Annotated in this window: 14 protein-coding genes; 4 read left to right on the plus strand and 10 right to left on the minus strand. The window is 34.0% G+C overall.

From position 1 onward, the window contains the following. Positions 1-26: 26 nt before the first annotated feature. The 4 genes from BALCAV_RS21260 to BALCAV_RS13430 all read right to left on the minus strand — a co-directional run bounded on the left by BALCAV_RS21260 (position 27) and on the right by BALCAV_RS13430 (position 5,126). Positions 27-236 (minus strand): hypothetical protein, encoded by a 210-nt coding sequence (locus BALCAV_RS21260; protein WP_003322222.1) that lies wholly within the window; start codon positions 234-236, stop codon positions 27-29. 18 nt (positions 237-254) lie between these two features. Continuing rightward, complete coding sequence (locus tag BALCAV_RS22100) at positions 255-428, minus strand: hypothetical protein (protein ID WP_003322221.1); 174 nt, start codon at positions 426-428, stop codon at positions 255-257. 769 nt (positions 429-1,197) lie between these two features. Further along, positions 1,198-3,024, minus strand: a complete 1,827-nt coding sequence (locus BALCAV_RS13425) for a UvrD-helicase domain-containing protein (RefSeq protein WP_003322219.1) — start codon at positions 3,022-3,024, stop codon at positions 1,198-1,200. Further along, positions 3,024-5,126, minus strand: coding sequence for an ATP-dependent nuclease (locus tag BALCAV_RS13430; protein ID WP_003322218.1), 2,103 nt, complete (start codon positions 5,124-5,126; stop codon positions 3,024-3,026). The genes BALCAV_RS13425 and BALCAV_RS13430 overlap by 1 nt, the downstream gene beginning before the upstream one ends. Before the next feature lie 1,031 nt (positions 5,127-6,157). Between BALCAV_RS13430 and BALCAV_RS13435 the strand changes: the two genes are divergently transcribed. Further along, the gene (locus tag BALCAV_RS13435) at positions 6,158-7,186 is read left to right on the plus strand and encodes a DUF4238 domain-containing protein (RefSeq protein ID WP_003322217.1); all 1,029 of its coding nucleotides are present in this window, start codon (positions 6,158-6,160) and stop codon (positions 7,184-7,186) included. A 165-nt stretch (positions 7,187-7,351) separates the two neighbouring features. On the opposite strand, the gene BALCAV_RS13440 is transcribed toward BALCAV_RS13435, so the two are convergent. Beyond that, positions 7,352-8,023 (minus strand): DNA alkylation repair protein, encoded by a 672-nt coding sequence (locus BALCAV_RS13440; protein ID WP_003322216.1) that lies wholly within the window; start codon positions 8,021-8,023, stop codon positions 7,352-7,354. A 563-nt stretch (positions 8,024-8,586) separates the two neighbouring features. Here BALCAV_RS13440 and BALCAV_RS13450 point away from each other — a divergent pair. Beyond that, a complete protein-coding gene (locus BALCAV_RS13450) occupies positions 8,587-9,012 on the plus strand; it encodes a winged helix-turn-helix transcriptional regulator (RefSeq protein WP_003322215.1) in 426 nt (141 codons plus the stop codon). 4 nt (positions 9,013-9,016) lie between these two features. Here the strand turns inward: BALCAV_RS13450 and BALCAV_RS13455 are convergent, their stop codons facing one another. From BALCAV_RS13455 to BALCAV_RS13470, 4 genes are all read right to left on the minus strand, one after another. Next, the gene (locus tag BALCAV_RS13455) at positions 9,017-9,736 is read right to left on the minus strand and encodes a 3-ketoacyl-ACP reductase (RefSeq protein WP_003322214.1); all 720 of its coding nucleotides are present in this window, start codon (positions 9,734-9,736) and stop codon (positions 9,017-9,019) included. 206 nt (positions 9,737-9,942) lie between these two features. After that, on the minus strand, positions 9,943-10,974 hold the full coding sequence (locus BALCAV_RS13460; RefSeq protein ID WP_003322213.1) for an NADH:flavin oxidoreductase/NADH oxidase: 1,032 nt from the start codon (positions 10,972-10,974) through the stop codon (positions 9,943-9,945). A 195-nt stretch (positions 10,975-11,169) separates the two neighbouring features. Beyond that, the gene (locus BALCAV_RS13465) at positions 11,170-11,604 is read right to left on the minus strand and encodes a MarR family winged helix-turn-helix transcriptional regulator (RefSeq protein WP_003322212.1); all 435 of its coding nucleotides are present in this window, start codon (positions 11,602-11,604) and stop codon (positions 11,170-11,172) included. A 218-nt stretch (positions 11,605-11,822) separates the two neighbouring features. Next, positions 11,823-14,120: a TOTE conflict system archaeo-eukaryotic primase domain-containing protein gene (locus BALCAV_RS13470; protein ID WP_003322211.1), complete on the minus strand. Its 2,298-nt coding sequence runs from the start codon at positions 14,118-14,120 to the stop codon at positions 11,823-11,825. 624 nt (positions 14,121-14,744) lie between these two features. On the opposite strand from BALCAV_RS13470, the gene BALCAV_RS13475 reads away from it, so the two are divergent. After that, positions 14,745-15,029 (plus strand): hypothetical protein, encoded by a 285-nt coding sequence (locus BALCAV_RS13475; protein ID WP_003322210.1) that lies wholly within the window; start codon positions 14,745-14,747, stop codon positions 15,027-15,029. Positions 15,030-15,090: 61 nt separating this feature from the next. Next, a complete protein-coding gene (locus BALCAV_RS13480) occupies positions 15,091-16,104 on the plus strand; it encodes a tetratricopeptide repeat protein (protein WP_003322209.1) in 1,014 nt (337 codons plus the stop codon). Between the two features lie 266 nt (positions 16,105-16,370). Here the strand turns inward: BALCAV_RS13480 and BALCAV_RS21695 are convergent. Then, positions 16,371-16,512: zinc ribbon domain-containing protein (locus BALCAV_RS21695; protein WP_152563054.1), on the minus strand; the 142-nt coding region annotated here is incomplete at its 5' end.

Genomic DNA, 16,512 nt, shown 5'->3' on the forward strand with positions numbered 1-16,512 from the left:
GGTTTTCTATAGTAAAACCCGCACGATCAAATTCCTTGACAACTTTTTGTTGTTACATCTCGGCTCTGTGTATGATACTTTACCTCAATTGTATTTGAATTTATGATCGCTTGAATGACAGGTGATAAAAAATTATGTTGTTGTTCTTGAAAGGCAGGCGTCCCCATTTGAATGATGGAAACCATTTTCTGAAGCACATCTTGGAGGTCTTCCTTTTCTTTTTCATGAGTTTCCATTATCTTTTCATAAGCCGCTTAAAAATCAGGAGGAACTAAATGATTGATTGGATCCAGAACTTTAGGAAGCATCCCAAACACAACGGCCTCTTCGCCTGTCCAATCAAGAGGATACGTAGAAAAATTGCCAACAAATCGATTTCCTTTCCCGTACCCATCAATAACAATCGGCACACGAGCAACACTCAACATTTCCAAATCTCGATAAATCGTTCTTTCCGTCGTTTCACACCGTTCAGCCAGCTCCTTAGATTTAATCCCAGGGCTCGACTAAATTAAGTTAATAATACGGACAAGTCTAAGGAGGCGTTCTGACATGAAATCTTCCTTTCTGTTTTGAGGTGGATGAAGGTAACAGAATTCAAATTAATATTCCTATTGTCTAAATAACCAAACTTTTATCCCTAATTCTATTTTACCATGTTTAGGTGCCTCTTTTTAGGTGCCTTTCACTTTTCGAATTATGTCGAAAAAGCATCTTCAGAGTGAAGATGCTTTTCGTTGTTCATGATTTTAGTACTTATAAACAGTCGACAAATTCTAATTAATTTCGAGCGACACCAGGTTCTATTTCTTAGCTGTTAACCTTTTTTACTAGTAACTATTACTTATGGTACGGATCACCGTGAGTATTTGACAGGCTTATTCGACACCCTCTTTTTATATTTGTAAATTTTTTCTTTTTTAGACTATCATAGAAAGCTGACTTATAGTTGCATTACTCCTATTAAAGTGAATTTATTGGTTATTTATCAATCATAATATGTATACTTTTAACTGTGCTTTCTGCTTGTATCATTCATTGATATAATATCTTCTTTTTAAAGGTATCTAGTTTCAGAAAAAAAGTTATTAAAAGTACATGTAGTAATTCATATTTTGTCAATTTGGATATACTGCGAACAGTAACAGGTAACTTTTATTTACCATATTCTTTAATCATACTAAGACTGTAGATTAATTATACATGTAAAAGTTCTCCTGAGTTCTTCCAACCAAATTTATCTAATTTTATAATAGTATTTCTATCTTTTATTATACTTTCTGGGATTGCGATTGCCATTAAATGTGTAGGACGACTTAGTGCTACATATGCTAACTTTAACGATTTTACTGTTTCATTTTTTTCTACTGTATCTAATATCTCTTCAGGATTTTTGTAATTCCCTAATAAGTATTCAAATAACAAGTCAAACATTAGGAGTTCATTATTACTGTCATAGTCTATAAACTTTGTGTTTAACACAAGCAATGTAGATCGGTGAGTTTCACCTTTTGCCGAATGAACAGTACCGATATAAAAATCCGATTTACTAGTTTCCTCTTCATCAACGTTCTTTAAACTCGAAAAGAAAACTTGTCTAAAATATTCAACTTGACCTTCTAAGTTAACTTTTGAAAATTCTTTTTTTTCACTATTCGATAAATTAATCAAAATATCTTCAAATAATTTAATAACAGTATTTAATTCAAGGTTTTTATTTGCTAATTTCAAAATACATTTACTAATCAAAGTCCTGCAAGTTAAGTCCACCTCCAACATTTCAATTATACCCTTATAAGTAATTCCCATCTCTTTACAGATCATATCTACTAGAAAATGAAAGATGTTCTTTACTGGACTCTGGTTATTTCTTTGCATAGTAGACGGTTTGGTATAAATAGAAAAAAGACATGACAAATCATTGTGAAAAGGTGAGAGTATCGCATCTTTTTTTATTGACTTAGAGAACGAGTCAGATTCTAGCTCATAATATTTAATTAAATCTCTATATTTGCTTATTAAGTCATCTTCATTTTTATATATTATATAATGAGGTTCGAATGAGTCTATAATATTTAAAGAAGTGAAAGTATCGTATCTTTCCACACATACATTTTTAATAATATTTGCTATGCTCGTTCCAAACCTGGATGTCTCTGAAATTTCACGGTAATTTGTTTCTAATTGTTTTGTAGGTATCCAAGTATCTATATTACCATCAAAGATATTATATAAGGCTTGATATGGATCACCAAATTTTTGAAATGATATTTCACTATCAGAGAACAGATAATTTAACATTTCAAATTGTAGATGACTAGTGTCTTGGGCCTCATCTAAAAGAACATAGCGAAAGCGATTTGACATTGCTTTTTTTAATTGTGGCCCATGCATATTTATATACCAGTTAGATAATTCTAAGCATTGTTGATTAGTTACAACGCCCCAACTAAATAAGGTTCTAACACTTTCATTTAAGGCATTTCTATATGAAGGTTTTGCATCACTGATAATTTCGTAAGATAAATTATCAGTGAATAAAATTTGTGGATTACATTTTTTCACATTCGGATTATTCACCAAATACCAATCAGGTTTACGGTCATCAAAAAGTTTTTCAAACTTATCTTGATATTCTTCATCATCTACTACATTAAACGTCTTTTCTCCTATAATTATATGAAAAGCTTTTTTTGCAAAGAAGCTGTTAAAAAACTCTTGAATTGTTCCTATAAAATTGGGATATTCAATATCGTTTATACCTAGCTTCTTTAAACCTGTTCTTATCTCATCTACTGCAACATTTGTATGTGTAATAAGACATGTACCTTTATCACTCTGGGCTGTATCATTTAAAAGTAGTCCACACTTTGCAGTTAGAACCGTTGTCTTACCGGATCCTGGACCTGCCACTATATCAATTGATCCCTCTGCACTTATTACTTCTTTTTGTTGATCAAAAAAATCACATCCTGATGGCAATATCTTCGGGGTAATAATCTTGAGATTCTCTAAGATGTTCATCACTTTACCTCCTCCAATACGTTAGGAATAGTCGAAGAATGAACAATTGCTCTCACTATATAATTTAGTTTATCATCCTTGAATATTTGCTCTTTCATCTCCATTTGTATTTCGGGATCATCTGCTACCGCATTTAACTTTATTGCAAGACATTGTGCAACCTCTGCTTTAGAGACTAATTTGTCATTGATTGGCTTAAAAACTTGATAAGCTAACTTTGGATCCTTTGGGGTTTTAATTAGTTTTTCTTTAAGTGTCTTAAAGACCTCATTTTTCTTTCCTTCAAATGGCTTTTTATATCTCACTTCTTGAATTGACTCTAATAATAAAGGAGCTAAACAACTCAAGGCAAGGCTATATTCTAACGTCCAATCTGGCGAAATACAGACCTCTAAGTTCGCATCATAATTTGAATATTTATCCATTAAACTAGTTTCTTTTTGTAATCCTGAAGAAATAATATATTGTTCAGATATGCTTTTTTTGACCCTCTTCTCTATTTCTGGTCTATTACCTTCTGTAAGCGTAATTCCAAAATCAGAAGATAATTTATTTAGCGTAGAGTACTCAATTCCTATATGCTCAGGGATTACTTCATCGTATTGTTCATCACATAAATTCAGTACATCAGTTAATTGTGAGTGATCAACTATAGAATACACAGCTTTAGTTTTGCCCTCAATATTGTAGTAAACCATTGGCTTGACATCTATATCTGTGATAATTGAAATTGGAGTTTTTATAGCTGGTCTATCTAGAGGTTCCTTCCACAAATCTGATCTAGAAAACAGTTTAATATACCTTTCAAATGAAGTCCCGTTTACATTTACTAATGACACTCCGCTTTTGTGAAGGGGGTAACCTAATAAATTTGCAAGTGCAGGTAATAAAAGCATCTCCGAGTCGCCTTCCACAAAAATAATACCCTTCGCAAAAAACAAATTACTTTTTGTTGAATCAAGAAACCTTTGTAAAAAAGCATAATCTTCATGTTCTAATTTAGTGTATTCCTCTCTTAGAGGATAAGCTACTCTATTATGCATAAAAATTATACTTCTAGGATCTATTGATGCTACTAAGTTTGTACTATGTGAAGTAAGTATGTACTGATTTCTTTTCTTGCTCCTTCCTAATTCTTCTTCTAAATATTTTATTAGTCTTATCTGAGCTTGAGTGTGTAAGTGAGCTTCTATTTCCTCTATTAATGTAATTTGTGGACCAATTACATTTTCTTCTGAGTTATTTTTCAACAATAGTAATTCAGTTGCAATAAATAATAGATTTAAATTACCTAATCCTAAGTTTATATCTTCAGTATCAAGACTCAGCCTCTTAAGAATAGAAGTTAAATCAGTCTGAGATACGGAAAACTTAGACCTAGACTTACTTTGATCGTTAACATCGTGAAAGTCACTTAAAAGTAACTCTAAATCTCTTACCAACGATCGTCCATCTTTATATTCCTCTTGGAAAAAATCCTCAACTTTCTTATTAGCTTCTTGTATGGTAGTAACTAATGAATGCTCTACATCATTAGATTCCTTAAATGCTGGATGTGCTTTTAATATGTGAGCAAGTCTGGAACGAAATCCTGGCTTTAATTCATTGCTTGCATCCCTTAAAGGCTTCAGATACGTAGTTTTCAAGAACTCTTTTGCTTGACTTCTTAATCTACTTTCATAAATCTTTTCCCCTGCCTGTACTTTTCTTTCAATATACTCTTGTCCATTTTCATTTATCTTTTTTTCCACCCTCAGAGAGACTCTCAATTCATATTCATCTTCATTATTAAATGATAACCATTCCAAAAATGCTCCCGCTTCTTTGTCTGTTAAATCCGAAAAGGTTCCTTCAATATAAAAAGAATCACTATGTGTCCCTATTGATTCTCTATAAAAGTCTTCAAGTTTTATTTTTTCAATGTCGTCACTAATACTACCCAATAAGTACCTTATAGCATCTATAATAGCAGTTTTACCTGAATCATTCTCTCCCACCAATATATTAAAGTTTGGATTAAACTCAACAGTTATAGCAGGTTCACTTTTATTTACTGTTCCAAATTGCCTAAAATTAGATAAGCTTACACTCTTTAGATACATTAAATTGACCTCACTTTCAATGATTAAAAAAACATTGTTATAGTTAAGTATTTATGTACATAATACATTTCTCTAGAAACGCATAATTCACGACTGAATATTCCGTTTTTTAGAATTAAAATCAAAAAAGAAAACTTAAAATGGCTCCACCCATTTAGAAAATATATTACTGTAAAACTTAATCTACAAAGACTTCTCTTCATTATAGGGAATCGATATACTTTAACTCCTCCAAAGCACCAACAAATACATCGCCATACTGACTGACAACACCCATTTCATTCAATTGCGTTAAGACCTATTTAATCGTGATATATCATCGTTGATGACTTATCTAATAATTGGGCGGATACATATTTGTAAATAATCAACCCTCTTATTTTTTTCTGAGTAGCATATTACTTACTTCATAAAATATTTGCAGTACAACCTTACATATAAAACACCAATATTTCAATTGCCAAGTTTTAACTTTATTTAATGTTTTAACACTTCAAAGATGGTGACCTTTATAACTAGTCTGCTCCCACAAGTATGTACCAGTTGGATAATATTACGGAATTTATTAGGACTATAATATCATATTTATCTCACTCTTCTATAGAAATTTATTAATTTTTAAGGGAATTCCAGAATAAAATATATTTAAAATACCATTAAGAGGCAATTGTTTATCAAATAGACTTCATGATAAAGTTTGTATAAATGATTTGGAGTATGTAATGCCTAGGTCGTATAACTTGACTAAAAATGCATAAAGTAATGAAGAAACTTAGACGACCGCACTTGATAGAGATTCATTAAGGAAATTTGCAGATGAATTTATAAAGTTATTTATTAAGAACTAGAACACCTATCTTTAATTCAGTAAAGGGTACTAGAGTAATGAAGACGATAATGTGGTGAAAATATAATAAAACAGTATTATCAAGCATTGCAACTAACTTTTATGAGATAATTATTTATACAAATGAATCAGAAAAATATATATTATGAGAGAATTAATTTATAGACAGTTCAGGGGGGAACTAATGGGAAAAGTTAAAAATCAACACTATGTACCTAGGTCGTACTTAAAGCACTTTTCAAATGAAAAAGGTCAGTTATGGGTTTACGATAAAGAAACGGATGCTGTTTTCCCCAGTAATATTACTAATGTTGCATCGCAAAGGTATTTTTATGATATTTCTTTTGACGAGATATTTAAAGTTATACCCGAAGATGAGAAGAAAAAGCTCGAAGAAGAGCTATCAAAATTGGGTATCGATACTAAACAAGATGGCTATAAAACGATTGAACAAGGAATTGAGGATTTTTTTTCAACGGAAATTGAAGGTCCTTATAAGAGTTTATTAGAAAATATTAGAAGCCGGTATGTATTAAATCCAGACCCGTTATTTTCGGAAGCACTAACTTTAGAAGAACGTCATCCTCTATCACTACTTATTGCATATCAAATTGTTAGATCCAAAGAATTCCGTAAAAGCCTAATTGAAACCCAAAACGGGGTAATGCAAGCATTGGTTGATAGACTCGCAAAAACCCATGATAAAGACTATGAATATGGGAGTATGACCGTAAAAAGAGAGCATGAAATTCCTAGTGTTGAACATGCTCAGTTTATTTTAGGGGATTTTCCAATCATATTAGCGCAGTCTTTGGTTAACCATTGTTGGATAGTAGGGGTAAATCAAACCACGATGCCATTTTATACATCAGACAATCCTGTAATTAAAGTTGCTCATAAACGTCATCCAATAATGTCATACGAAGGATACAATTCTGAAGGAATTGAAATAGCGCTACCTATTTCACAAAAGCATATTTTAATCATGTATGAACGAACCTATCATAAGGATTATTTGGAGCTGGATAATTTCTTTGTTCCAATAAAAGATGTTCAAAATGTTATATATTATAACGCCTTACAAGTTTATCAATCCAACCGCCAAATATACTGTCATGATAAAAAATTTCATTTAATACGTAAAATGAAGAGAGAGTATGGTTCCTTAAAAAGAGCACCCAAAAAAATAAAAGTTAATGTGCGTGATTTCTAAAGGCTGTGATTAAAAAATAAGTGATAAAATGGTACGGAATAATATCCTCAAAATATATCACTCATTCAAACGTAATTACTTCAACCCCAGGGGCTTTCCTTTAATAAAGAGGAAGCCTTTTTTCTTTTAGGTACTAACGGACGGGGCAGGTTAGTGCATGAAACTTTATAGGACATTAATTCGTTTGTTAACTTCAATCGTAATGAACTCTGGCAAATAATTGGGAGTACATCCTTTTGATACCATTTCATCTTTATAAAGACCCGTTTTCTCACCAAGTTTAATACAACGTGCTCGATACTTTTCATCATAAACGCCTATCCAGCCTGCGATGAAATTCATAGCCCATTGGACTTCCGGTTCTTCCTGCGTCATATTAGCTTCAATTGCAGATAGTAAGTCTGCGGTGTTATCAGGCGGTGTCTGTCCAGTCCATCTCAATCGCCCTTGAAAATACCAGAAAGCTCGCCTTTGAAGAGCAGAAGGACTATTTTCCCATAACCCCATCAATGCAATGTTCTTCTTGTCTTTGGTGAGCTGATTAGCCATTAGCCAATCCATTAAGTTATTTCGCTCATCAAATGTGTGAGTCTGCATATCCTTATCAAGCTTATTTAGTATATCTTGTGAAAGAAGTTTTTTGTCCATAATTAAGATGGCCAATAGTCTGGGCAAAAACTCTCCGGTTGACCAAAGTTCCATAGCGAGTTCGTGATCTTTTTTAATGTCCTTCGCGATTTTTCGTAAGTCGCCTAGCTTAGTTTTACTATTGATCTGAAGTAGAATGGTTTCTGCTTTTGATGAGCGTTTTATATCGGTGCTTTTATTTTTATTCATTTGACACAACTCCTTATTAAAGCACTGTTTCATAATATGTCATTAGCGGGATATATCTATAACTAAATTTCTTTATAAGTCTTATTACATACAATTGTACCATAACAATTAGTTAAACTCAGATAATCCCTTGAAACCTCAACACAAGCTCTGCAATAATCGCAGAACCAATTAACGTCCCGAGCAGCACACATAAAGATACAACCATTGCTCTCCAGCCCTATCGAGACAAAATCGGTCCAAGAACGTCCGATTGCAATCCCCGCATAGGCCAAGATCGGTGTCGCGATTGCTAGCAGATTGATATTACTTGTGACAGCAATGACACTTTCGCCCCCATGGAGTTCTTTTGCATAGCTTCAACATGATATTTCTTCCCTCTGAAATCAATATCAAATAAATTGCCATAAGGGGATATACAACTGCTACTTAGGTCGACAAAAATTCATTCTACAAAAATGATTATGATATAATAGCTACAACTTTTTGATTTATTTTTTTACCCGCAAAAACGATGTTAAGCGATACGAAATGTAATTTTAAGCTAAGTAAGGAGAGCTATTATGACCGATACATTACGAGCAGAAATAAAAGAAAAGCTAATCAATGGTGATTTTCATTGTGAAAAAGAACTAACCTTATCAATCATTAGCGGGAAATGGAAGGTCGTTATTTTATGGCATCTCGGAGTGGAAGGACCTCATCGTTTTAATGAATTGCAAAAGCTTTTTCCAAAAATATCGCATAAAACATTAACCAATCAATTGCGTGAACTGACGGAGGACGGGATTGTTCATCGTGAAGTGTACCCTGAAATGCCACCAAAGGTTATCTACTCGATGACTGAGCTTGGAATGACTTTATTACCGATCGTTGAAATGATGTATGAATGGGGCAAAAATCGGATCGAACAAATGAAAGATACAATGGATCTCCATAATGAAAAACAGGGAGAATGCGATGCTTCCCCCTGTACTTATCGTGATTAAATTTTTATGGATTGGTTGACCAAAGCCCTGCTGATTTAATAAAAATACGCGGATGGAGCTTTAGCTGAGAAACGATGAATTCAGCTAAATCTTCTGGCTGCATCACTTTCTCTGGGTTTCCATCTGTTAGATTTTCTTTATAAGCAAGCTCTGTCGCAACCGTACTTGGTGTTAAAGCTGTAACACGAATATTATGCTTGCGAACCTCTAGTGCCAATGACTCAGTTAACCCGAGTAAGCCGAATTTAGATGCACTATAAGCACTTGTCACAGGAGCTCCTTTTTGTCCAGCAGTAGAAGAAATATTTATAATATCTCCTCCGTTTTTCTCAATAAGCTGTGGAAGGACTGCTCTTGTTACATAATACGCTCCCATTAAGTTCACATCAATCATGTGCTTCCATTCTTCTGGTGAAAGCTCAAGAAATCCGCCAAACTTCCCTATGCCTGCATTATTGATCAAAATATCAAACGAGCCCAACTCCTTCGTCAATGAACCTACTGCTGTTTCCACTTCTTCAATAGAAGCTACGTTAGCTGTTGCATAGGCTACTTTTACTCCAAAAGATTCAAGCTCGGCCGCTACTTTTTCTAAATCAGCCTCCGTCCGTGCTAAAAGACCAATATTCACGCCTTCTTTCGCTAATTCAATCGCTGTCGCCTTTCCGATTCCTTTACCACTACCTGTTATAAGTGCTGTCTTTCCTTTAAGGGATTGCGCCATTTTTAAAACCTCTCTTCTTTCATAATGTAACCTTTTGAACACAGTTATTATTGTACAAGTAAGCGGTTCTTATGTGAAGAACGCACCTTTTCTTCCCTAGGTTACTTAGAAGTAACTAAAGGTTTATACAAATAAAAATAAACCTTAACGTAACTCTTTTAGGCAAATAATCTAAAATACCATACAACCCATATGATCAGAATGTGTTATCGATTTGGAAAACCAAATTGATATTGCTTCGGTAACTGTATTTCTTTACGGAGTGCCGTGGCTGCTTCAAGTGTCCAATAAGGATTACGTAACATCCCTCTACCAACCGCAACAAGATCGGCCTCTTCATTTCCGATCACCGCATTAGCTAATGATGGTTCATCTAGTCTTCCTACCGCTATGACTGGTACATCTAGTTGTTCACGAACTGCTCTTGCAAGTGGAACTTGATAAGCTACATGTGTACCCGGACGCCCTTCTGCTGCAATTGGTCCTTCTCCACCAGCACTAATATGGAATAAATCTACGCCTGCCTCTTTATATTCGTTTGAGATCGACATACTTTCATTGAGGCCATAGCCGTTTTCAACATATTCAATAGCTGAAATCCTCATAATTAAGGGCATCGTTGCAGGCATTTCCTTTTTAGCCGCCTGGATCACTTCTTTACCAAACTTAGTTAAGTCACTTCCATATTCATCTGTTCGTTTATTGGTTAACGGTGAGTGGAACTGATGAATTAAATAGCCATGTGCCCCGTGAATTTCAATCACATCGACACCTGCTAATACGGCTCGCCGTACTGCTTCGCCGAATTTTTGTACGGTTTTCTTAACTTCCTCTGTTGTGAGTTCTCTTGGAGTTTTTGAATTTTCATCAAAAGGAATAGCCGATGGTGCTACTGGAACAGCTGCATCTTCTGCCTTGCGTCCAGCATGTGCAATCTGAATCCCTACCTTTGCTCCATATTTATGGCACGCTTCAACTATTCTTGCTAAGGCAGGAATTTGCTCATCTGACCATAAACCTAAATCATAATCAGTAATTCTTCCATCCGGTTCAACATCTGTCATTTCAATAATGATTAAGCCAGCTCCACCAATTGCACGGCTCACATAATGTGTATAATGCCAATCATTTGCGATTCCATCCTTCTCTGTTACGGAATATTGACACATCGGTGGCATAACGACACGATTTTTTAATGATAGTCCCATTAATTCATAGGGAGTAAATAAATGTTTCATCTTCACAGCTCCTTAAATTTATTAATTTGCTTCTCTTACTTGCTCTAAATTTAAAAGCTATAAAAGCTTCATCAAAACTATATGCATGCACATGCATATAATAACTTATGTATTTTTTGCTGTCAACTGAATGAATTCAACAAAAAAATCTTTAACTTATATGACCATTCTCCTCCTACAAGTTAAAGACATTTATTAACGATTAAATAACTCAATGTATTTTTTTAGCTCTTCATTAATGGCCACGTCAGAAAAAATATTTTCGAGGGCACGATTTAATGTTACCGAAGCTAATTCTAATTTTTTCTCCCCTTCTTCTGTTAAAGAGGTATAAATCGCCCTTCGATCATCAATACAAATATGACGCTTTAAAGCACCGCACCCCTTTTCCTCAAAACGACTAACAAGCCTAGACATGGCACTTTGACTCAAGCCTACCATATTTTGCAGTTCTTGTAGCCTTAGCTTTTTCTCGGGCGTTTCGCTTAAAAATAAAAGGACATAAAACTCTTTTAAAGATAATTGATGATTCTCTTGAAGAGTACGTTCCAATTCATTTGTTATTTTGGTTTGTAAATTAGTAAAGGATAGCCAATTGGTAATCATTTGATTATTTGATATTGAGCTCATTTTTATCACCACAGTCTATAATGTGAGCAGATACTCCGAATATTCCCCTCTATCATACCAACTAACGATTTTGCTCGTCAAATGGTTGTTATGGCACCTGTCACTACCCATATTAGGCACTTTTATATGCCCATTTATCATATTAAAACCATTTTGATTAAGCTCTGCTAAGCTGATAAATAGCTAGGTAGTTCCATTGCTTCCTTTATTTCATTTTTCTAAAACAATTGAATTTGTCGGCTTCCCTCTTTGATTTCACCCTGCAGACTATACCCGCTATTTTTATATCCTTTCAATCGCTTTTCAAACATTCTTTGTAACACGTCAACGTTCGAATCTACATAATCAAACACTTTTACTTCATTTTTATCGCTATGATTACGATGAAGTCGCCCTACATATTGTTGTAATGTTCCTTTCCAAGAGATTGGCATAGTTAGAAAAAGTGTATCTAATCTAGAATCATCAAATCCTTCTCCAACATACTTTCCCGTGGCAATTAACAATCTCTCCTCACTATCAGGTACCTTCATTAACTTTTCGAGTGCTTGTTGCCGCTCTTTCTTCTTCATAGCTCCTGATAAGATAATAATATTTTTTGCAAAACCCTTGAATAGCTTATATAGCTCATTTATATGGTCTAAACGTTCCGTTAACACTATAGGAGAGCGTTTTTCATCTAGGGCTTGTAGAACATCATTAAAAATGATATCATTTCGTTCTTTATTAGTGGATAGTAATGAATATATAGCTTGTATATCCGCTTCATTCGTTTTCAATAATGTTTCTCTTTGCACAAGAGTTTGTTTAAAGGGGCGAATATTGGCTTGTTTTTTATTATTCGTTTTATATCTTATTGGTCCACATTGCATAAATATTATAGGGTGTAGACCATCTAATACTTTTTCAAAACTGACAGCAGAAATGTGATGACATTCATCGACGATAATTTGACCGTATTGATGTAACTCAGGTTTTATTGCCCCTTTACGATTAAGCGCTTGGATTGTTGCTACGTCTATGTTATACGTTGGTTTATTTTTCCCACCACCAATTTGACCAATCTCTTTGACTGGTATGTTTAAAAAAGTCGATAATCTTTCTTTCCATTGTTCAACTAATTGTGTTCGATGTACGATTATGAGTGTATTGGTTTCGTTTCTACTAATTAATGCTGCAGCTGTCACTGTTTTTCCAAAACCCGGCTCCGCAGCCAATACTCCATTATCATACTTAACCATAGATGTAATTGCATCCTCTTGTTGAAAACTCAGCTGCCCATGAAATTTAACATTGATAGACTTTCCTTCAAACTGCTCGCTTTGTATCATAAGAGCAATTTTATATTTAGCGAAAACTTCCTTTACCTTTTCCAATAGACCTCTTGGTAACATGAGCATATTACCCTCAATCTGTGTACAGTCAATTAATTTAGGAATTCGATGAGTGGAAGAACGCTTGGCTTGTGCTTTGAAAAACTCTGGATTGCTAAATATCGCAAGTTTTTGTAATTCATTAAGTATCTTACTAGGTAATAAGTTTTTCGGAATTTGAATATTCCGATTTAATTTGATAGTTAATTCTTTTGGCAAATTAAAATTTTCAACTTCCTCCTTGATCTTCATATAATTTTCTCCACCGGAAAAGTTTTTAGTTATTTTCAAAATTTCTTTTTCAGATATCTTTTTAATTGAAAAAAGATATTGCCATTGATTTTTGTATTCCTCAAAAGAATCATTTACAAATACACTATTTCCTTTGTTTCTTGCTTGTTTTTGTAATGGGAGAGCTATTAGATTACCAAAGCCACCTTGAGGCAAAACATCCTGGTTAGGGAACATTCGGTCAAAAGAATCCACTCCAATTTCAAACCTTTTTTCTCTAGTTCTAGACAATAGAGTCATTCCTAACTTTCTAGCTAACGAGGCACTTATTGCGTTTTCAAAAAAGAACCAAACATGAGCTCCTTCTCCTGAACGCGAACGCTCAATATGATATGGTAACCCTACATCTTTACACGTTTTAATAAAGGAATGGACGTCTTCTTGCCATTCCTTTTTGTCAAAATCTAGAGCTAGAAAATAGCACGAGTTATCTTCAAGTAATGGATAGATCCCGATAGTTTTTTTACCAATTAAATGCTCATAAATAACTTTTGGGGTTAAGGGGTTAAATAATCGATGAGAACAATCCTGACATTTAATTTTTGGTTTTTGGCAAAGCTTTTTATCCCACTCGTTTTCACATCCAGGCGAATAACCAGATTTACCTGTCGTATTCGATTCCCACCGTTGAGCAAAAACATCAGCTCTTCCTCGAAAAAGGTTCATAAAAAGAGTAATTGCCGCTTTTTCTTTAGGAGAAAAACCAGACTCTTTTTTCATTAAATTAAATGCTGGACTAGAAAGGGTATTTCGACCTTGTGCTTTATAAAGCTCTTTTTTTAATTGTATATTTTCCTTTTTTAGTCTTTCAACCTCTTGTAAAGCTTGATTGAGCTGTTCTTGAATATCCATAAGGCTACTCCAATCATAAAAATCTTTAACTCTAGTTTAACCAAGAGAACACTTATTCAACAAGGTAAATCCAATAAAAATAGACATTAGTGTTTATTTTCATATTCAGTTCAGTAATATCACTTTAAATATAGTAATAGCTGAGATTTAATAGCTTCCACTTTCTCCCTTAAATTATCATATATACCCTTTGTCAAATTCACTAAAAACCTATTGCTTTACAATTTTTGAGTAGTTAAATCACTAAATGGAACTGGAATCAAGACAATATCACCTTGTTTATACATTATTCCAAATCTCATCATCGGTCTCGTTATCCCAAAAAATCTAGACTACTTTCACTAGCTTTAGTTAAATCTTTTAGATAAGTGTTTTTCTTTTTTTGCTTTTAAATATTCCGCAAAATCTAATATTTTATCCACTTCTTATTCTGGAATTTCATCAATTATTTTAAGTAAACGTTCTTTTGCTGTATTCATGATTTCATTCACCTCTTCCATGAATAGTTTAGTTTATTATACCATCCTTTGTTCCTCCCTTAGCTATCCGATAACATAGCGATAGTACCTAGCACAAGACGAATTATGTCAAATTCATATATATGTGACAGGCACCTACCTAACTATGTTATTATTTATCTATAAAAATTCAGGAGAGATTCCATGGGTAAAAAGAAAAAAAGAAGATTACGGTTCTGTTGAGCTTTATTGTGAAAAATGTAATTACCACTTTGAAATGGAGTGGGAGATGATATGGGACATTCAGGAATGTACAATTGGATTTATCGGTTATCAGTTAAATGATACTTTTATTTCTTGTGAGAAATGTGGCAGTATCATTTCGGAGGAGACCGATATTGATACTAACAAGACAACTCCTTTTGTATCAGATAGCGATCTTCCATTTTAAAGTTCTTTTACTACTCTTATCGCTTAACAGAATGAAATATATTAAAGGAGTCAAATAAAAGATGAATCAAATTAACCCTCAACTTATTTGTGCTTTAACAGGAAAAAAGAAAGAAGAGGTGCCAGAGTTACCAACGCTTTCTGCTCTACCTAGCAAATATGTTCAGTTAGTTTCAAAAAATATCAAAAAAATTGTTCCTCCTTTTGAGAGCAACCTTCAGTTTTTAATTTGCAAAAATTGTGGAAAGAAAGCTCAATATAATTTGGGACATCTAACAATCAATCTTCGGAACTATAATAAAAATAAACAAGCAGAAGTGGATGAGTATGTCCAACCTACTGGTTATTTTCGCTGTAAGCAATGCAATTCAGCTGGAAAATGGGATATTACCAATGAGTATAGGATAATGCTTATTTCCGCTTTAATGATGCTTAGTTCAAATAGTGAAGATAGTAGATTCTCTTTAGGGGAAAATAGACTCTTTGACGGAAGCTCACATACGTATGCAACAGATTCCGAAGAACACTTGCTGAATACGCTGATGGAATCAAAAGAGGACTCATTCGTTTGGAATCGATTAGGAAATCTATATTACAAAGGTGGAAGAGCGGATCTAGCCGCTTGTGCCTATGAACATTCCATTGCATTAAACCCGCAACAAACGGAATCACTCTTTTCACTAGGAATGATTTTATCAGCTATAGGCGAAGCACAAGAAGCAGCTAATTATCTTCATAAAATGCTCATCAGTTCTTCAAGTTATCGCCAAATGAAGGCTTCGGATTTAAGAGATTTACTATCGAATGGCTTGAACGAGTTGTTTCATTTAAACACGCTCTCAAACGGAGTGATTTCCGTTCCTCCTCCAATAGAATTGTATAAAGAGTTTCATATTAATATACCTAGTTCAGAAGAGGGTTCTATTGAAGTATTAGAAGGAGAAATAGTTACTGATGATCTTACATCCTTTTATCCAATCGCAGAATTATTTATGGGAGAAAGAAGCAAAGAATTACCAGGTAATAAAAAATACTTTATGAAAAAGAAAAAGAAGAAGAGGAAACGAAAAAAATAAAGAACATCATAATATATGGAAGTGAAAGCCTGTTCTTTCACAGAAAAGAGGATTCATTATACCGAATCCTCTTCTTTCATATTGAGCAGTATAATTCTAACTTATCCATAGTGAACAAAATGATTGAACTACTCGCCACTTAGCTAACGCTTGAAGTGGGAGATTCTTGGGAACAGAGCGTACTTGCCAGCCGATTTCTTTGCCGACAGAGGTTTCTCTTATGGACCAAGCTATCCCCGTCGATTCCTACGGTTCTGGATGTTGTTTTAAGCCGTGTGGAAGGTTCTTACCCCTTCAGCTAGAATATTTTGGCTGGCATTGATATCTCGATCGTGATGTTTATGGCAAATAGAACACGTCCAGTCCCTTATTTCAAGAGATTTCTTGCCCTCTTGATGTCCACATTCG

The organism is Alkalihalobacillus alcalophilus ATCC 27647 = CGMCC 1.3604 (genome assembly GCF_000292245.2).
GTDB classification, from domain to species: domain Bacteria; phylum Bacillota; class Bacilli; order Bacillales; family Bacillaceae_D; genus Alkalihalobacillus; species Alkalihalobacillus alcalophilus.